Annotated in this window: 14 protein-coding genes and 2 tRNA genes; 3 read left to right on the plus strand and 13 right to left on the minus strand. The window is 71.9% G+C overall.

The window, feature by feature from the left end:
- The coding region (locus HMPREF9719_RS02505; RefSeq protein ID WP_082245170.1) for a lamin tail domain-containing protein at positions 1-1,664 on the minus strand (1,664 nt) is incomplete at its 3' end.
- 277 nt (positions 1,665-1,941) lie between these two features.
- Between HMPREF9719_RS02505 and HMPREF9719_RS02510 the strand changes: the two genes are divergently transcribed.
- On the plus strand, positions 1,942-2,133 hold the full coding sequence (locus HMPREF9719_RS02510) for a hypothetical protein (RefSeq protein ID WP_004600398.1): 192 nt from the start codon (positions 1,942-1,944) through the stop codon (positions 2,131-2,133).
- 91 nt (positions 2,134-2,224) lie between these two features.
- On the opposite strand, the gene HMPREF9719_RS09865 is transcribed toward HMPREF9719_RS02510, so the two are convergent.
- The 7 genes from HMPREF9719_RS09865 to HMPREF9719_RS02545 all read right to left on the minus strand — a co-directional run bounded on the left by HMPREF9719_RS09865 (position 2,225) and on the right by HMPREF9719_RS02545 (position 9,244).
- Complete coding sequence (locus tag HMPREF9719_RS09865) at positions 2,225-4,450, minus strand: 3-hydroxyacyl-CoA dehydrogenase/enoyl-CoA hydratase family protein (protein ID WP_004600399.1); 2,226 nt, start codon at positions 4,448-4,450, stop codon at positions 2,225-2,227.
- A 56-nt stretch (positions 4,451-4,506) separates the two neighbouring features.
- Positions 4,507-5,688 (minus strand): acetyl-CoA C-acyltransferase, encoded by a 1,182-nt coding sequence (locus HMPREF9719_RS02520; RefSeq protein WP_004600400.1) that lies wholly within the window; start codon positions 5,686-5,688, stop codon positions 4,507-4,509.
- Between the two features lie 253 nt (positions 5,689-5,941).
- Positions 5,942-6,568, minus strand: coding sequence for an ATP-dependent Clp protease proteolytic subunit (locus HMPREF9719_RS02525; protein ID WP_004600401.1), 627 nt, complete (start codon positions 6,566-6,568; stop codon positions 5,942-5,944).
- A 37-nt stretch (positions 6,569-6,605) separates the two neighbouring features.
- Positions 6,606-7,211, minus strand: coding sequence for an ATP-dependent Clp protease proteolytic subunit (locus HMPREF9719_RS02530; RefSeq protein ID WP_004600402.1), 606 nt, complete (start codon positions 7,209-7,211; stop codon positions 6,606-6,608).
- Positions 7,212-7,497: 286 nt separating this feature from the next.
- Positions 7,498-8,880 (minus strand): trigger factor, encoded by a 1,383-nt coding sequence (tig, locus tag HMPREF9719_RS02535; protein ID WP_004600403.1) that lies wholly within the window; start codon positions 8,878-8,880, stop codon positions 7,498-7,500.
- A 56-nt stretch (positions 8,881-8,936) separates the two neighbouring features.
- A tRNA-Pro gene (locus HMPREF9719_RS02540) sits at positions 8,937-9,010 on the minus strand.
- Between the two features lie 159 nt (positions 9,011-9,169).
- Positions 9,170-9,244 (minus strand) — tRNA-Gly (locus tag HMPREF9719_RS02545).
- 210 nt (positions 9,245-9,454) lie between these two features.
- On the opposite strand from HMPREF9719_RS02545, the gene HMPREF9719_RS09310 reads away from it, so the two are divergent.
- Complete coding sequence (locus HMPREF9719_RS09310; RefSeq protein WP_004600404.1) at positions 9,455-10,267, plus strand: hypothetical protein; 813 nt, start codon at positions 9,455-9,457, stop codon at positions 10,265-10,267.
- 134 nt (positions 10,268-10,401) lie between these two features.
- Here the strand turns inward: HMPREF9719_RS09310 and HMPREF9719_RS02550 are convergent, their stop codons facing one another.
- The 5 genes from HMPREF9719_RS02550 to HMPREF9719_RS02570 form a co-directional block, all read right to left on the minus strand.
- Positions 10,402-10,851, minus strand: coding sequence for a ribose-5-phosphate isomerase (locus HMPREF9719_RS02550; protein WP_004600405.1), 450 nt, complete (start codon positions 10,849-10,851; stop codon positions 10,402-10,404).
- A gap of 125 nt (positions 10,852-10,976) precedes the next feature.
- Positions 10,977-11,246 (minus strand): hypothetical protein, encoded by a 270-nt coding sequence (locus HMPREF9719_RS02555; RefSeq protein WP_004600406.1) that lies wholly within the window; start codon positions 11,244-11,246, stop codon positions 10,977-10,979.
- Complete coding sequence (locus HMPREF9719_RS02560) at positions 11,247-11,867, minus strand: mycothiol-dependent nitroreductase Rv2466c family protein (RefSeq protein ID WP_004600407.1); 621 nt, start codon at positions 11,865-11,867, stop codon at positions 11,247-11,249. It abuts the gene before it with no gap.
- Positions 11,868-12,100: 233 nt separating this feature from the next.
- A complete protein-coding gene (locus tag HMPREF9719_RS02565) occupies positions 12,101-14,707 on the minus strand; it encodes an ABC transporter permease (RefSeq protein ID WP_004600408.1) in 2,607 nt (868 codons plus the stop codon).
- A gap of 19 nt (positions 14,708-14,726) precedes the next feature.
- Entirely contained in the window at positions 14,727-15,632 is a 906-nt protein-coding gene (locus tag HMPREF9719_RS02570) for an ABC transporter ATP-binding protein (RefSeq protein ID WP_004600409.1), read from the minus strand.
- Between the two features lie 218 nt (positions 15,633-15,850).
- On the opposite strand from HMPREF9719_RS02570, the gene pepN reads away from it, so the two are divergent.
- Positions 15,851-18,439, plus strand: coding sequence for an aminopeptidase N (pepN, locus tag HMPREF9719_RS02575; RefSeq protein WP_004600410.1), 2,589 nt, complete (start codon positions 15,851-15,853; stop codon positions 18,437-18,439).
- Positions 18,440-18,490: the final 51 nt, after the last annotated feature.

The raw sequence follows: 18,490 nt of genomic DNA on the forward strand, positions 1-18,490 counted from the left end.
GTCGCGGCGAGCGAGCCGGAGCCCTTCTGCTGCGCGCCGGCGCCCGGCTGCTGGCCCGCCGGCGCGGTGGGCGCGGGGGTCGCAGGCGCGGTGGGCGCGGGATCGCCCGCCTGCTGGCCGGTGTCCTCGGCGGAGCCCTCGGGGTCGGTGGGCTCGCCCGGGCCGGGTTCCTCGCCCGGGCCGGGCTCCTCGCTCGGCCCGGTGGTGTCCTCGCCCGGGGCGGGCGGCGTGCTCGGGGCCGGCAGCTCGCTGGGGCCCGCTCCCTCGTCCGGGTTGCCGGGCGCGGGACGGCACTCGCCGAGCACCTCGGAGCCGCGGAGGCTCACCCCGTCGGTGACCGCGTCGTCGGCCCACAGCGCCCGCGCAACCGAGCGCACCAGGCCCTCCTCGGCGCAGGGCTCAACGCCGAGGAAGCGGCCGAAGCCCTCGTTGGCGACGTTGGGCAGGTTCTCCGGGCGCTGGTACTCGGCATCGGCGGGATCGAGGACGAACGTGCCCTTGTCGAGCACGAGGCGCTGGGAGGCGTTCTGGCAGGCCTCGTCGCACGTCGCCCACAGCACGCCCTCGACCGGCTGGTAGTCGAGCGCCATGACGCCGTCGAGCGAGGTCTCGATGCGCTGGCGCAGCTCCGCGCCGTCCTCGGCGAGCGTCACGACGAGGACCTCGCCGGTGGCCTCGACGCCGACAGCGAAGGTGTCGCCCGGCAGGTCGGGGATGTGGGCGATGGCCTCGAGGCCGGCGTTCGCGCCGATCTCTCCCGTGAACTCCTTGAGGTTCCACTCACGGGTCGCGGCCAGCGTGCCGCGCTGCCCCTCGGGGTCTGCGGGGAGCTCGAAGCGGAGGATCGAGGGCCTGGAGACGTCGTTGTTGGCGTTGTCGCGCTCGGTGGCGACGAAGACCGCGCCGTCGGGGCCGACCGTCACGCCCTCGGCGTCGGGCTCGCCGGTGCCGTCCGGGTAGGTGAGGTCGAAGACGAACGCCACCGTGTACGCGGCCTCGCCGGGAACCGGGTCGAGCCCGTAGAGCACGCCGCGGTCGTTGTTGACGACGTAGGCGCGGCCGTGGTCGTCGAAGTCGACGCCGGACATGTCCTCCTCGGAGAACGCCGGGTCGTCGACGGTGATGTCGACGATCTCCGCGTCGTGCCACGGGGTGGGCAGGTCGCCGCGCCCGAGCTCCTCGCCCTCGGCGACGTTGGGGCCGCCCTTGGTGGGCGCGCCGGTGCGCTGAAACTCGCCGGTCTTGTCGGGCAGCCGACCCAGGCTCGTGGGCTCGTGGCTGGTCCACGAGACGAAATCGACGACCTCGCCGTCGGCGTTCGAGAGGGTGACCTCGTCGTCGCTGCCGAGCCCGAAGCCGTCGTCGTGGGTGTCGGTGTAGACCGCGAGGTAGCCGCCGGACTCGATCTCCGTGCCGGGCGGGAAGGTGATCGGGGTGTGGTCGTGGTTATCGTCGATGATCGTCCACCCGGAGACGTCCACCGAGTTGTTGTCGTCGGTGTTGGCGATCTCCACCCAGTCGCCGACCGGGTCGCCGGTGGTCTTCACCTCGTTGATGACGACCGGCGAGTCGGCGCCGGCCGGAGCGGCCACCGCGGCCGCCGGCGCGACGGCCAGGACGCCCGCCGCCAGAACGCCGCCCAGGGCGCCCCACTTCACTGCCATGTCACTCCTCTATCTATTTCCCCGCCCGGCCCGCGCGGCCGGCTCGTCGGGCTTCGTTCTCCGCGGCGAGGCTACCGAGCCGGGGTGCACCGAAGGTGACGCGGAAGAAACCTGCGGCAACTAGTGGGTTACACGACACTCCTTACGTATATAAGGCCGCGCCCAAGGGAGCAGCGGAATGCGTTAGTCCCTCACCTCGTGCCGCGCGGCGATAGCTTCGCTGTGAAGTCCCCGGCCGCCGCCGGGATCAACGCCACCACATCCAAAGGAGATCCCCATGTCGCCGCGCACAGCCATCGTCGTCGCCCTCGCAGGGTGGGCCCTCGCGATTGCTACCGCCTTAGTCGTCATGGACTTCGACGTCGCGGCCGCGATGACGAGCCCGATCGTCGCCATCGTCGGGTTTATTGCTCTCGCCGCGATCGTCGGCAACGCCGCCCGGGCGCACCGCGGCCAGGCCGCCGAGTAACGGCCCGCACCACAGGGGCGCACCCCCATTCGCGGCTCGCGAATGGGGGTGCGTTGTCGCTGTACCCGGCGGACTCGCCGGCCGAGATTCCCTAGTTCTTCAGCGGGCGGCGGTGGGCGGCCATGTGCTCGGCGCGCGCGGCGTTCGCCGGCTGGGTGATGATCCGGGCGGTCTCCTCGGTCTCCCGGCGGGCGAGCTCCCCGAAGCTTGTGGTCTCCTCCCCGTCGCGGGCGGTGTAGACCCTCGCTAGAGCCTCCCCGATGAGGCGGTCGGTCTCCGAGCCGTCGGTGTAGCTCAGCGGCTCGGCGTCAGCCGGGTAGGCCGGCAGCGCCGGCTCCGGGGCGGGCTCGTAGCCGTCGGCGAGCTCCCGGGCGAGGTCGAGCGCCGCGGCCAGCACGTGGTCCAGCGAGATCTCCACCCTCGTTACCTCCCGGTCGAGCACTCCCGCCTCGAGGGCCTCGTGGGCGCCGCGGAACCGCTTCGAGGTCATGATCGCGCGGAAGGCGCGCTGGTGCGGCTCGTCGACGCCGGCGGCGACGAGGTTCTTCAGCAGCCGCACGGTGCCGTTCCAGCCGGGCAACAGGCCCAGGGTGGGCTCCGGGAAGGACAGCCGGGTCTCGGTGTGGACTACCGCCGCGTCCGAGGCGAGCAGCAGCTCGAGCCCGCCGCCGAGCGCGTTGCCCCGCGCCGCGGCGACGACCGGGAAGGGCGCGGCGCGCAGCGCGTTGAGCGTGTCGATGCCCTGGCGCATGAAGCCCGCGACCTCGTCCGGATCGCCGGCCTTCGCGAGCGTCGCGAGCGTCTTTAAGTCCGCGCCCGCGGAGAACGCCCGCTCCTCGTCGTTGCCGATGACCAGCGCGGTGAGATCGTCGCGCTCCGCGGCCTGCGCGAACGCGTCGAGCACCGCCGGGCTGCACGAGTTCATCGGGGTCGTCAGCGTCGCGAGCCCCACCCCGTCAGGCAGCCGGTAGACCTCGGCGCCGTCGGTGGCGATGATGCGCTCGGCGTCCTCGATCAGCGCCGCGGCGGTGACCACGCCCTCGCGGCGGGCGCGCGGCTGCGCCTCCCCGCCGGTGCCGAGGACCGTGTCCGCGTCCGGGTAGAACCCGCCGCGGTCCGCGGCTGCGCTCAGCAGCGGGTGCGGCTCGTCGAAGAGCGCCACGACCTTATCGAGCCCGATCGAGTCGGCGAGCTCGAAGGGCCCGCGCTTCCAGCCGTAGCCTAGCCGCATGGCCGCGTCGATCGGCTCGACGGTGTCGGCGATCTCGGCGGCGACGTCGAGGCAGTAGCCGAGCGTCGCGCGGAACACGTCGCGCGCGTAGCGGCCGGCTGGGGTGTCGGTGTCGAGGACCTCCGCGGCGGTCCTCTTGGCGAGCGCCTCGTCCTCGGCGGGCTTCGCCTCGACGTAGTCGTGGGCGGAGAAGTCGTAGACCTCCCCGCGGCCTCGGTAGAAGCCGGACTCGCCGGTGCGGCCCGTGTAGCCCTTCTCTAAGAGCTCGGCGAGCTCGTCGGTGTCGGCGAGCTTGTAGCGGTGGTAGGCGTCCCCTTGACGCATCGCGGCGATGAGGCTGCCCCACAGGGAGGGCACGAGCTGCAGGCCCACGAAGTCGAGCAGCCCGAAGATGCCGGTGCGCGGCACGCCGAAGGGCTTGCCGAACACGCGGTCCGCCGTCGCCGGGTCGATGCCCTGCTCGAAGGCGAGGACCGCGCCCGCCGCGAGCCAGAGGTTCCCGATCCGGTTGGCGATGAAGCCCGGGGTGTCCCGGCAGCGGATCGCGACCTTGCCGAGCTGGCGCTCCGCGACGTCGACGAGCCGGTCGACGATCTCCGAGTCGGTCTCTTCGCCGGCGACGATCTCGATGAGGCGCATCGTGCGCGGCGGGTTGAAGAAGTGGGTGATGAGGAAGTCCCGGCGGAACTGCTCGGAGGCGCCCTCGGTGAGGGTGGCCAGCGGGATCGACGACGTGTTCGAGCTCACCGGCGTGCCGGGGGCGCGGTGCTCCTCGATGCGGGCGTAGATGTCCCGCTTGATCTCGGGGTTCTCGACGACGGCCTCGACGACCCAGTCGGCCTCGGCGACGCGGTGGAGGTCGTCGTCCACGGTGCCGGGCGTGACGCGCTCGGCGAACTCGGGCAGGTAGAAGCCGCGCTGCTTCACCTGCCGCTCGATGCCAGATCGGGCGCGGCGCGCCCGGTCCTCCCCCTCGTCGGGGAGGTCGAGGAGCCAGACCTTGCCCCCCGAGTTCGCGAGGTGCGCGGCGATGCCCGATCCCATCGAGCCTGCCCCGACGACGACGGCGGTGTCGATTCGTGCCACGGGTGGTGCCTTCCTTAAATCCGGTGCGGTGGTGGGGTCCTGGAGCGGGTGGTGCCTTAGAGCGCCTCGACGACCGCGGCGATGCCCTGCCCGCCGCCGATGCACAGCGTCACCAGGCCGAGGGACTTGCCGGTGCGGCGCAGCTGGCTCAAGAGCTTGACGGTGAGAATCGCGCCCGTGGCGCCGATCGGGTGGCCGAGGGCCACCGCGCCGCCGTCGATGTTGGTCTTCTCCGGGTCGAAGCCGAGCTGGTCCTGCACGGCGAGCGCCTGCGCGGAGAACGCCTCGTTCGACTCGATGAGGTCGATATCGGAGAGCTTCAGGCCCGCCTTCTCCAGCGCCTTGGGCACCGCGGCGACGGGGCCGAGGCCCATGTAGGCGGGGTCCACGCCGCCGATGCCCCAGCTCACGATGCGCGCGAGCGGCGTTGCGCCCGCCTCCCTGGCCGCGGCCTCGGAGGCGAGGACGAGCAGCGCGGCGGCGTCGTTGATGCCCGCGCCGTTGCCCGCGGTGACGGTGCCGCCCTCCTGGAATGCGGGCTTGAGCCCGGAAAGCGTCTCGACGGTGGTCTCGCGCAGGCCCTCGTCGGTGTCGAAGTCGACGTTCTCGCGCTTGCGCCGAACCGAGACGGGGTGGATCTGCTCGTCGAAGCGGCCCTCGTCGCGCGCGGCGATCGCGCGGGCGTAGGACTCGGCGGCGAACTCGTCCTGGCGCTGCCGCGAGATGCCATAGCGCTCGGCGATGTTCTCCGCGGTAATACCCATGTGGCCCGAGCCCATCGGACAGGTCAGCGAGCCGGTGAGCCAGTCGTAGACGACGCCCTCGCCCATGCGCAGCCCCTTGCGGGCGTCCTTGACGCTGTAGGGCGCCTGGCTCATGACCTCCACGCCGCCGGCGAGCGCGACCTTCGAGTCGCCGGATTTGATCTGCTGCGCGGCGCTGACCAGAGCCTGCAGCCCGGAGCCGCACAGCCGGTTGACCTGCAGGGCGGTCGCCTGCTCCGGGATTCCTGCGTCGAGCGCGAGCGCGCGGGAGAGGTAGAGGTCGCGCGGGCGGGTGGGCAGCACGTTGGCGACGACCGTGGCGTCGACGGTCGCGGGCGAAATACCCGCCCGCTCGATCGCCGAGCGGGCGATCTCCGCGCCTAGGTCGATGGGCGCGGTCTGGGACAGCGAGCCCTGGAACTTGCCGATCGCGCTGCGCGCGCCGGATAGGATCACCACGTCGTTGTCGGCCATCGTCTCCTCCTCGGTGAAACGTGTGGGTCTATAGCGCCGCCTCAGCCGGCGGCGCGGACTACCCGACAGTGTAATCCCGCTCACCTAACCCCGCCGCGGTTTCCTGCGTCGCCCCACCCCCGCCCCGGACGGGACTCCCCTCCCCGGCGGTCGGATCCCGCGGACGACGACGGCGGGGCGCCGGCGCGCCCCCTCGTCGAACTCGAGGGGAAGCGCCCGCGCCCCGCCGGGGCCGGTAGCAGCGGCTTACTGCCTAGTCGTGGAGCTTGCGGTACTCGAAGACCTGGTCAATGATCCCGTAGTCCACCGCGTCGGGCGCGGTGAGGATCTTGTCGCGGTCGGTGTCCTCGCGCACCTGCTCCGGGGTGCGGCCGGTGTGGCGGGCGAGCGTCTCGTCCATCTGGGTGCGCATGCGCTCGATCTCCGCGGCCTGGATCTCGAGGTCGGAGACCTGGCCCTGCGCGCCCTGCGTGGCAGGCTGGTGGATGAGCACGCGCGCGTTGGGCAGCGCGGCGCGCTTGCCCTTCGTGCCCGCGGCGAGCAGAACCGCCGCCGCGGAGGCCGCCTGCCCGAGGCACACGGTCTGCACGTCGGGGCGGACGTACTGCATTGTGTCGTAGATCGCGGTCATCGCGGTGAACGACCCGCCCGGCGAGTTGATGTACATCGTGATGTCGCGGTCCGCGTCGAGGCCCTCGAGGACGAGGAGCTGCGCCATGATGTCGTTCGCCGAGACGTCGTCGACCTGGCTCCCGAGGAAGACGATGCGCTCCTCGAAGAGCTTGGCGTACGGGTTGGTCTCCTTCGTGCCGTAGGCGGACTGCTCGATGAAGGAGGGCAGCACGTAGCGGGAACTCGGCATCTGGAACTGGCTGTTCATCATTGTCCTATCTACCCCTTCTTGCGTTCTTAGAGCCTTAGTTGGTCGTGATCGTGCCGCCGGGGGCGGAGTCGATGACGTGGTCGACGATGCCGTAGTCCTTGGCCTCCTGCGCGGTGAACCAGCGGTCGCGGTCGGAGTCCTTGGTGATCTGCTCGAAGGTCTGCCCGGTGTGCTCGGCGATGAGCTCGGCCATCTCCCGCTTCGTGGAGGAAAACTGCTCGGCCTGGATCGCGATGTCCGCGGCGGTGCCGCCCACGCCCGCGGAGGGCTGGTGCATGAGGATGCGCGCGTGAGGCAGCGCGAAGCGCTTGCCGGGGGTGCCGCCGCTTAAGAGGAACTGGCCCATGGAAGCGGCCAGGCCCATCGCGTAGGTCGACACGTCGCAGGGCGAGTACTTCATCGTGTCGTAGATCGCCATGCCCGCGGTCACCGAACCGCCGGGCGAGTTGATGTAGAGGGCGATGTCGCGCTCGGGGTCCTCGGCGCTAAGAAGCAGGATCTGGGCGCACAGCTTGTTGGCGATCTCGTCGTCGACCTGGCTGCCGAGGAAGATGATGCGCTCCCGAAGCAGCCGCTCGTAGACGGAGTCGCTCAAGTTCAGGCCGGAGGGCCCCTCGGCGGAGGTGATCGTCTCGCTCATGGATGCAGCAGCTCCTTTAACTAACAGTCGGTCGTCTCGTGGCACTAAGGCGGGCGCCGACCAAGCCCCGCGCCCGCCGGTTTTCGGGCGGGGGGTGCGGGGCGGCCCGCCCGGTCCGGGGACCAGCCTACCCACCGCCCCGGCCCAGCCCGGACCGTGTTCGCTCACAGCGTTAGACCCCGGACGCCGCCGGGGATAGCGAAGCGGGCCGGCCCCGGTGAATCCGGGGTCGGCCCGCGTTCCCGCCGCCTTTTAAGCCCGGGCGGCGGCTGTCAGGAGGCTAGGACTAGTCCTCGTTCTTCTCCTCGGCGGCCGCGGCCTCCTCGGCGGCGGTGTCGCCCTGCTCGTCCTCCTCGCCGAAGAACTCCTTCGGGTCGACGTCCTTGCCGTTCTCGTCCTTCGCGGAGGTCCGGCAGATCGCCGCGGCGAGCGCCTTGCCGCGGCGCACGTCGGCGTACAGGTTAGCCATCTGGCCGGACTGGTTGAGCTGCTGGACGAACGTGTAGGGGTCCATCCCGTAGGACTGCGCGGTGAAGAGGATGTGGTCGTTGAGGTCCTGCTGGGAGACCTCGGGCTCCTCCCGCTCGGCGAGCGCGTCGAGGAAGAGCTGGGTGCGCACGGCCTGCTCGGCGTTCTCGCGCTGCTCCTTGTCGAACTCCTCGCGCTCGATGCCGGCCTGCTCCAGGGTGGAGTTAAGGGAGGCCTCGTCGTTGGCGAGCTGGCCGAGCAGCTGCTGGTGCTGGTTGGCGACCTGCTCGTCGATGACGCCCTCGGGCAGCGGGAACTCGGTGGCCTCGAGGGCCTTCTTGAGGACCTCGTCGCGCAGGGTGGAGGCCTGCTGGGTCTTGCGGCGCTCCTCGAGGCGGCGGCGGGTCTGCTCGCGCAGCTCGTCGACGGTGTCGAGCTCGGAGGCCTCCTGGACGAACTCGTCGTCCAGCTTCGGCAGGGCGCGCTCCTTCGTCTCGTGGACGGTGACCTTGACGTTCGCGGTCTTGCCCTCGTAGGAGTCGAAGTCGAGCTTGGACTCGAACTCGTTGTCCTCGCCGGCCTTGAGGCCGCGCAGCGCGGTATCGAGGCCCGGGAAGAGGCCGCCCTCGCCGACGCGGTAGTGCAGCTTGTCCTCCGCGAGGTCCTCGACGTCCTCGCCGTCGATGCTCGCCTCGAGCGAGATGACCGCGATGTCGTCGGTCTTGAGCTTGCGCTTGGTGGTCTTCTCCTCGGCGAAGCGGTCGCGCAGCTGGTCGATGTCGGCGTCGACGTCCTCGTCGCTCACCTCGACCGCGGGCACCTCGACGCTGATCTCGGAGAAGTCCGGCACCTCGAACTCGGGGCGCACGTCGAACTCCGCGACGAACTCGACGAAGTCCTTGTCCTCGATCTTCGTGTCGGTGATGCTCGGCTGGCCGAGCGGGTTGAGGTTCTCCTCGTTGACCGCCTGCTGGAAGCGGACCGGCACGATGTCGTTGACGACCTGCTCGAGGATGGGGCCCCGGCCGAAGCGCGCGTCGATCAGCTGGCGAGGGGCCTTACCCGGGCGGAAGCCGGGGATCTGGACCTGCTGGGCGATCGTCCGATACGCCTGGTCGAGCTCGCCGCTCAGCTCATCGAAGTCGACGGTGACGGTCAGCTTGACGCGGGTGTCGCTCAGCTTCTCGACGGCACTCTTCACGAGTCACTCTCCTGGGATCACATTGCCGATGCTCTCGCATGATGATTACGGGTACGTCGGGACGACAGGATTTGAACCTGCGACCCCCTGCTCCCAAAGCAGGTGCGCTACCAAGCTGCGCCACGTCCCGTACGAGCAGAAAGCATACCCGGACGCCGGGGCGGCGACGCACGACGGGGCCCCGGAAAACCGCGCCCGCCCGCCTGGTCCAGAAACGCGAACACGGCCGCCGGCTACGCGGTCGATCGCTCCAGCGATCCGGACCGGGCCGGCGGCCGTGACGCTCACGTGGAGGGAACGACGGGAATCGAACCCGCGTCTTCAGCTTGGAAGGCTGAGGTATTAGCCACTATACGACGTTCCCACGGCGCACGGCGCAGTCTAGCCGAGGCCGAAGCCCACCGGCCAATCCCCTGGCGGCGCGGGAACCCGCGCCGCCGCCCGGCCGTTATCCTTAGTGACCCCGGCGCGGGCTCAAGCGGGCGGGGCCGCGATCCCCGCGGCCGCGCCCGGCCCGCCCGAGACCCCTCCTTGCCCACTATCGAGACGCGATCGGGGAGCTGACAGCACAGCCGTGACTCTTCTTCTCATCCTCGCGGTCATCGGCGTCGTGGTCGCCATGGCCGTGGTCATCAGCAAGAACAACCAGAAGCAGCGCGAGGCCGCCGAACTCGTCGACGCGCAGGCCGACGCCCGCCGCTGGATCGAGCGGCTCGGCAGCCAGGTCTTAAGCCTGAACGGCACGGACGAGCCCTCCACCCGCGCGCTGTCGGACGCCTCGGAGCGCTACACCGCCGCGTCCGCCCAGATGAGCGAGGCCCGCTCCGCGAAGCAGGCGCGCCTCGCCCGCGAGTCCGCGCTCGAGGGGCTGCACTACGTCAACGCGGCCCGCGAGCGCATGGGGCTGCCCGCCGGTCCGACGCTCCCCGCCCTCGAGGGCCAGCGGGAGGCCGGCGCGGTCTCCGAGGACCGCTCCGTCGAGGTCGACGGCCAGACGATCACCGCCTCGCCGAGCGCCTCCGACGAGACCCCCCACTACTACCCCGGCGGGCGGGTCGCCGGCCGCCCCGTGCCGGCCGGCTGGTACTCGGCGCCGTGGTGGGCGCCGGCGGCGGCCTCCGGGGTGTGGACCGCGGGCTCGCTCCTTCTTTTTAGCTCCCTGTTCACCGGCATGGCGGGCGTCGGCCCGGCCGTCGCCGCGGCGGGCGCCGCGGACGCGGGCGGCGACCCGGGCGCGGACGGCGGCGACGCCGGCGATGCCGGGGACGGCGGCGACGCGGGCGACGCAGGGGGCGACTTCGGCGACGGCGGCGGCGATTTCGGCGGCGGCGACTTTGGTGGCGGCGATTTCGGCGGCGGCTTCGACTTCGGGGGCTTCGACTTCTAGCCCCGGGGCCTGACGCCCGCGGGCTTAGGGAACGCCGACGGCCCCGCGCTGGGAGGATCATCCCTCCCGGCGCGGGGCCGTTTCTTCTGTCTTTTCCCCGGGCCGCGCCTCGCGCGCCCCGCGGGCGAGAACGGCTAGCGGCGCTTCTCGTAGTCCGCGAGCTGCCCGATGCGTCGGCTGTGGCGCTCCTCGCCGCTGAACTCCTGGCCGACGAACGCGTCGACGATGGCGAGCGCCTCGTCCCGCTCGTGCATCCGCCCGCCGAGGCCGATGAGCTGCGCGTCGTTGTGCTCCCGGGCCAGGGTTGCGGTCTCGACCGACCAGGCGAGCGCGCAGCGCGCGCCCGGCACCTTGTTCGCCGCGATCTGCTCGCCGTTGCCCGAGCCGCCCAGGACGATGCCCAGCGAGCCGGGGTCGGCGACGGTGCGCTCCGCGGCGTCGATGCAGAAGGCCGGGTAGTCGTCGGCGGGGTCGAACTCGTGGGCGCCGCAGTCGACGACCTCGAAGCCCTTGCCGGCGAGGTGCTCCTTGACGGCCTCCTTGAGCTCAAAGCCGGCGTGGTCGGCGCCGAGGTAGATGCGCATCGCTGTGGTTCTCCGTCCGCTGTGGATTACGACAATCGGGTGGCTGTCGCCGGTGTTAAGAATAATGAAGGCCCCGCCCGCCGGGGGCGGGTGGGGCCTTTGAGGTTTCGCGCGCCTCGGCCGCGCTAGGCGCCGGGGCTGGGCCGCGCCTCGTCGCCGTCGCCGCTGGAGAACATCTTCCACAGCACGAACGCGGCGATGACGATGAGGATGAGCGGGAGGAGCTTCACCACGAGGCTCACCGTCGCGCCGATCGCGGCGACGACCGCGACGATGCCGCTGATGAGGAACACGATCGCGCAGACGATGGAGACGCCGCGGTTGTCGCGCCACGTGGAGTAGGTGGCGATGCCCGCCATCGCGGCGAGCACGGTCGAGACTAAGAGCGTGCCCATCTAGCTCACCTGGGGGCTCTCGGTGCGGGTGCGCTTGAGCTCGAAGAAGTAGGGGTAGTTCGCGAGCCTAACGGCCGCGTCGAAGATCTCCCCGGCCTCCTCGCCGGTGGGAACGCGGGTGATGACGGGCCCGAAGAAGCCCACCCCGTTCAGCGCGATCGTCGGGGTGCCGACGTCGTCGCCGACCAGGTCGATGGCGCCGTTGTGGTACTCGCGCAGCTTGTCGTCCCACTCGGTGGTCTCGGCGACGTCGGCGTAGGCCTCGTCGAGCCCGACGGCCTTGAGCGAGCGGCGCAGCAGGTCGGTGAACCGCTCGGACTGGTCGGTGTTGTTCTCGTCGTTCTTGTGCAGCGCGGTGCCGACCTCGGTGTAGAGCTCGTCGACCTTCTCGGGCTTCTCGGTCTTCACCGCGGCGAACACGCGCGCCGGCCCCCAGGCGCGGGCGACGCTCTTCTTGTAGTCCTCGGGGGCGTCGTCGTTGTTCTCGTTGAGGATCGCCAGCGACATCGGCACCCAGTCGACCTCAACGTCGCGGACCTTCTCGACCTCCTTAACGAAGCGCGAGGTCTGCCACGCGAACGGGCACAGCGCGTCGAACCAGAAGGTGACCTTCTCTGCCATCTCTTCCTTCACTCCTTTAGCTATCCGCCCCGCGTCCGGCGGGCGGCGGCCCGCCCGGCGGGAGCGCGTCGTAGGTAACCTGAGTCTTGCTTCGTCGACCCCGGCCGGCCCGGGTCAACCGGGCCGCGGGGGCTGCTGGCGCCCAGGTTAACCGCTTCCGCGCGGTCGTGTTGCCGCCCGAAGGATCCCGAGGGCCGCCCGGGACGGGGCTTCCCGCCTGTCCGGGGCGGGAGCTAGTCGTCGGCGATGGCGTCGAGCGGCGGGATCGCCGCGGCGCGGCGCGCGGGCCAGGCGGCGGCCGCGACGCCGACGGCGACGCTCGCGGCGAGGATCCCGAACTGCGCGGCGATGGGCACGCTGATGGTGTTGAGCCCGGTGTCGCGGATGACCTCGAGGAACGCGAGCCCCAGCCCGAGCCCGACGGCGATGCCCAGCGCCGCGCCGAACACGGCGATCTGCACGGCCTCGAGGACGACCATGAGCGCGACCTGGCCGCGGCGCGCGCCGACCGCGCGCATCATGCCGATCTCCTGGCGGCGCTCGAGGACGTTGAGGGTGAGCGTGTTGACGATCCCGAGGATCGCGATGACCACCGCGAGCGAGAGCAGCGCGTAGAGGATCGCGAGCAGCGCGTCGATGAGGGCGTCGACCTCGGCGCTTAGGTCGTCGGCGTCGAGGACCTGCGCGACGAGCAGGTCCTCGACCGCGTCCTCGAGGTTGGCCCGCAGCGCCTCGTGGTCGAAGCCCGGCTCGGCGTGCACGTCGACGCGCATGAGCTGGGCGGTGGACACGAGGTCGACGGCCTCCCCGGCGGCGGCCGGGGAGACGAAGAAGCCCTCGTAGATCTCGTCGGCGCGGTACGTGGCGAGCAGCGGCGCGCTCGTCCCCTCCCCGCCGAGGCTGGGCGCGACGTCGAGCTCGTCTCCGACCTCCCAGCCGAGTCGCTCGGCGACGGCCTCGTGGGCGACGACGCCGCGCTCCCCGCGCAGGTCGAGCGGGTTCTCCCCCGCCCCGTCGGCGGCCTCGACGACGTCGAAGGGGTACGCCTCGGTGAGGTCGCCGTCGACGACGTAGGAAAACCCGAACTGCGCCCCCTCGCCGAAGAGATCCGCCCCGGAGACCGTCACCGGCGCCATCGCGGTCTCCATCGTCGAGTCCACCCCCTCGGCGCCGGCGACGCGCCAGCCCGCCTCGGCGGGCAGCGTGATGCCGGGGGTGAGCGTGCCAACCATGAAGTCGGAGGCGATCTGCTCGTCGAGGATCGTCGCGACGGACGCCTTCATCGACGAGCCGAGCATCCCAATCGCGCTCACCAGCGCCACGCCCAGGGTGAGGGCGAACGCCGTCGTCGCGGTGCGCGTCGGGGTGCGCCGGGAGTTCTCCGCGGCGAGCCTGCCCATCGCCCCGAACGGCCAGCCCACGACCCGCCCGATGCGCGGCACGACGGGCAGGGAGGCCGCCGGGGAGGCGAGGAACACCCCGACGAACACGGCCACCGCGCCGATACCGACGACGATGGCGCGGTCGCGGGTCTCGAGCGAGTCCCACGCGACCCCGACGACCGCGGCGGCGACCCCGGCGGCGAGCACCGCCGCGCCGGCGACGGTGCGGGCCTTGAGCGAGCCGCGCGCCCCCGCGGCCGACGCGCTCATCGCCGCGACCGGCGGCACCGAGCCCGCGCGGCGGGCGGGCGCCCACGCGGAGAGCACCGTCACGAGAACGCCGACGACGACGGGCACGACAAGCCCCGTGGCGGTGATGCCCAGCCCGCCGCCGACGCCCTCGACGCCCAGAGCCGACATCGCCGCGACGATGAGAGCGACGAGCCCGATGCCGAGCCCCACGCCGAGCGCCGAGCCGACGAGGCCCAGCACGACGGCCTCCCCGACGACGGAACCGGTGATCTGCCGCCTCGAGGCGCCCAGCGCACGCAACAGCGCGAACTCGCGGGTGCGCTGCGAGACGGTCATGGCGAAGGTGTTGGCGATGAGGAACGTGCCGACCAACAGGCCCACGCCGCCGAAGGCGACGAGGAAGTAGTTGATGAAGTTTAAGTCCTCGCGCAGCTGCTGGGACTCCTCCTCGGCGAGCTCTTTACCGGGGGTGGCCTCAAGCCCCGGGTGCTCGTCGGTGAGGCGCCGGGCGGCGGCCTCGGCGTTGGGGTCGTCGCCGTGAAGGTCGACCGAGAGCCTGGGAAGCGCCCCGCCGGGGTGGTAGCGCTCGAGGTAGGAGCCCTCCTCGGCGCGCACCGCGAGCTGGTCGTTGGCGGGATCGTCCTCCTCGCCGAGAACGATAAGCCCGCTCACCGTGCCGTCGCGCGGGCCCTGCGAGTCGACGATCGTGATCTCGTCGCCGACCTCGAGGCCCGCGCCGCGGGCGGCCTTCTCGCCGAGGAGGTACTCGTCGGGACCCTCGGGCGCGGCGCCCGCGGTGATCGTCTCCGGCGTTCCGACGCGCTCGCCGGGCCCGTACCAGGGCGCAATCTGCGCGCCGCCGGTCTGGAGGGTCTCGCCGTCCGGGCCGCCGACGACGACGGGCTGGCTGCCGAGCACGGTGGCCGCGGCGACCTCGTCGTCGGCCTCGATGTCGGCCCTCGCCTCCCCGTCGAGGGCCGCGGGGTCGTCCTCGGCGTCGACGACAACGTCGACGCCGGCGTACTGCCCGGACACCAGCGTCGAGAACGTCGACGCCATCATCGCGGTGAACATGAACGCCCCGGCGATGAACGCCGTGCCGAGCGCGACGGCGACGACGGTGAGCGCCATGCGTAGCTTGTGGGACCACAGGCTGCGCAGGCTCACCGCGAGCATGGGATGGGACTTCAGGGACGGCAGTGCCACCGCGTTCTCGCCTGCCTTCCTAGGAGCGCTCGATGTCGGTCATGACCCGCGAGATCGCCTCGAGCCCGGGCTCGGTGAGCTCCTCGACGATTCTTCCGTCGGTGAGGAAGAGCACCCGGTCGGCCCTCGCGGCGACGCTGGGGTCGTGGGTGACCACGACGACGGTCTGCCCGTCGTCGTCGACCGCGGAGCGCAGGATCCCTAAGACCTCCTTCGAGGAGTTCGAGTCGAGGCTGCCGGTGGGCTCGTCGCCGAAGACGAGCTCGGGGCGCGCGACGAGCGCGCGGGCGCACGCGACGCGCTGCTGCTGCCCGCCGGAGAGCTCCGAGGGGCGGTGGTCGAGCCGGCCCGCGAGTCCCAGGCGCTCGGTGACCTCGACGAAGAAGTCCTTGTCCACGCGGCGGCCCGCGATGTCGGAGGGCAGGGTGATGTTCTCCGCGGCGCTGAGCGAGGGCACAAGGTTGAAGGACTGGAAGATGAAGCCCAGCCGGTCGCGGCGCAGCTCGGTGGCCTCGCGGTCGGACATGCCGCTCAGCGGCGTCTCGCCGATGTACACCTCGCCCGAGCTCGGCCGGTCGAGGCCCGCGAGGCAGTGCATGAGCGTCGACTTCCCCGAGCCTGAGGGCCCCATGATCGCGGTGAACTCGCCCGCGGCGAGCTCGACGTCCACCCCGGCGAGCGCGGTGACCTTGGCCTCGCCCTCGCCGTAGTGCTTCTCGAGGCGCTCGGCGCGCGCCGCGGGCCGCCGCCGCTCCCCCGGGCCGGACTCGGGGCTTTTCTCCCCGGCGCCGGGTCCCTCGTTTCCGGCGCCCGCCGCGCCCTCGGGCTCGACGGCCCGGGGCCGCGCGCCCGGCTCGTCGATGACGGGACCGCGCTCGTCGCTGTCGTCGGTGCGGCGGTGCCGGCCGCTTGCCGTGTTGGCCACCCGCGCCTCCCCCTCGCGTCCCCGCCGCCCCCGGTCTTCTGCCGGGCCGGCGGCGGCCGGTGTGATGTCTGCCCGCTCAACCATAGCCGCGCGGCGCAGAAGCGCCCGCGACGCGGCCGGCGGCGACCGCGCCGCCGCCTAGAATCGGTTGCTACCGGCCGGGCCCACGGCCCGGCGAGACGAAGCGAGTTAGCGAGGAAAGGACGACCGGAGGACCCATGAGCTCGACGAACCTCACCCGCGAGGAGGCGGCCGCGCGCGCCGCGCTCATCGGCAAGGTGCACTACGACATCGACCTGGACCTGACGGGCGCGACGGACCGGGAGGCGGACACGTTCCGCTCCCGCACGAGCGTCGACCTCGAGGTCAACGAGGCGGGCTCGACGTTCATCGACCTGCGCGCCCGCGGGGTGCGACTCGTCGAGCTCGACGGGGTGGACGTCACCGCCGACGCGCTCGCCACGACCGAGGCGGGCTGCTACGAGAAGGACGAAGGCATCGCGCTGCGCAACCTCAAGGCGGGCGACCACCGCCTCGTCGTCGACGCGGACGCGGTGTACTCGCGCACCGGCGAGGGGCTCCACCGCTTCGTCGACCCGGTCGACGGGGAGACCTATCTTTACACCCAGTTCGAGACCGCCGACGCGAAGCGCATGTTCGCGTGCTTCGACCAGCCCGACATCAAGGCCACCTACCGGCTCTCGGTCGCCGCGCCGGCGCACTGGCGGGTGATCTCCAACGCGGAGCCCGACACCGCCACCGAGGGGGACTCGGCCCGCCACGAGGTGGTGGTCGACTACCCGCTCTCGACGTACCTCGTGGCGCTGTGCGCCGGGCCCTACCAGGGCGTGACCGACGAGTGGCGCGGCCGGCTCACCCACCACCCGGAGACGCCCGCGGGCCAGCCGAAGGAGCTCTCCGTGCCGCTGGGGGTCTACTGCCGCGCGTCGCTGATCGACTCGCTCGACGCGGAGCGCATCCTCACCGAGACGAAGCAGGGCTTTGACTTCTACCACCGCAACTTCGGCTTCGCCTACCCGTTCGGGGTCTACAACCAGGTCTTCGTCCCGGAGTTCAACGCCGGCGCGATGGAGAACGCCGGCTGCGTGACGATCCGCGACGAGTACGTGTTCTCCTCCACGCCGACGCAGTACCGCTACGAGCGCCGCGCCGACACGATCCTCCACGAGCTCGCCCACATGTGGTTCGGGGATCTGGTGACGATGCGCTGGTGGGACGACCTGTGGCTCAACGAGTCGTTCGCGACGTGGGCGTCGGCGATCAGCCAGGCGGAGGAGACCCAGTACGACACGGCGTGGGTGACGTTCGCGAACGTCGAGAAGTCCTGGGCCTACGAGCAGGACCAGCTTCCCACCACCCACCCGATCTCCGCGGACGCCGGCGACATCGAGACCGTCGAGGCGAACTTCGACGGCATCACCTACGCCAAGGGCGCGAGCGTGCTCAAGCAGCTGCAGGCCTACGTCGGGCGCGAGGAGTTCTTCGCGGGCGTGAGGCGCCACTTCGCGGCCCACCAGTTCTCTAACGCGACGTTCGACGACCTGCTCGGCTCGCTGGAGGAGGCCTCGGGGCGGGACCTCTCCGGCTGGGCGGAGCAGTGGCTGAAAACCACCGGGCCCTCGAGGCTCTACCCCGAGTTCAACCTCGAGGACGGGCGCTACTCCTCGTTCGCGGTGCGCCAGGAGGCCGACTCCCCGCGCGAGCACCGCGTCGCGGTGGGCCTCTACCGCCTCGAGGGCGACACCGTGAACCGGGTGCGTCGCGTCGAGCTCGACGTTTCGGGCGGGCGCACCGAGGTGCCCGAGCTCGCCGGCGAGGAGGCCGCGGACCTCGTGCTAGTCAACGACGACGACCTCACCTACTGCCTCATGGGGCTGGATGAGGGCTCCACCGCCTTCGCGCTGGAGAACATCGACCGCATCGCCGAGCCCATGGCGCGCACCCTGTGCTGGTCCGCGGCGTGGGAGGCGACCCGCGAGGGGCGGCTCAAGGCCCGCGACTTCGTGCGCCTCGTCGCGCGCGGCGCGAGCGCCGAGACCGAGCTCGCCGTGCTCGAGAAGGTCCTCTCCCAGGCGGTCACCGCGCTTACCCGCTACGCGGAGCCCGAGTGGGCCGCGGGCGAGGGCCGCAAGCTGCTGGCCCGGGAGCTGCTCGCCGGCGCCCGCGGGGAGCGCCCCGAGCCCGCGCTCGTCTTCGCCCGCGCGCTCGCCCGCGTGCCGCTCACCGACGATGCCGCCGACTACTTCCGCGGCGTGCTCGCCGGCGAGGCCGGGTCGCTCACCGTGGATGCGGACCTGCGCTGGACGGCTCTTACCGCGCTCATCGCCGGCGGGGCTGTCACCGCCCCCGAGCAGGAGGTCGCCCGCCTCGAGGAGCAGGACCGCACCGCCAGCGGCGCGCGCCAGGCGCTCACCGCCCGGGCCGCGGTGCCCGAGCGAGCGGTCAAGGAGCGCGTCGCCGACGAGATCTTTTCCGGCGGGCTCTCCAACGTCGAGCTGCGCGCCGCGCTCTCCGGGCTCGCCGCGCCCGGCGCGGAGTCCCTCCTCGACGGGGTCGCGGCGCGCTACTTCGACGAGGCGCAGCGGGTGTGGGACGAGTTCTCCACGGAGATGGCCACCACCACGCTCGAGGGCCTCTACCCGCGCTGGGACGTGAGCTCCCGCACCGTGGAGCGCACCGGCGAGTTCCTCGAGGCCGAGCGCAGCCACGGGCTCAAGCGCATCCTCGTCGAGCGCCGCGACGCGCTCGAGCGGGCGCTTCGGCTCCGCTCGGTCGACGCCGAATAGGGAGCCCAGCCGCCCCGCCCCGGGGTCCGCGCCCCGCGGGGCGGCGGCCGC

Origin of the sequence: Corynebacterium otitidis ATCC 51513, assembly GCF_000296405.1 — a bacterium.
GTDB classification, from domain to species: domain Bacteria; phylum Actinomycetota; class Actinomycetes; order Mycobacteriales; family Mycobacteriaceae; genus Corynebacterium; species Corynebacterium otitidis.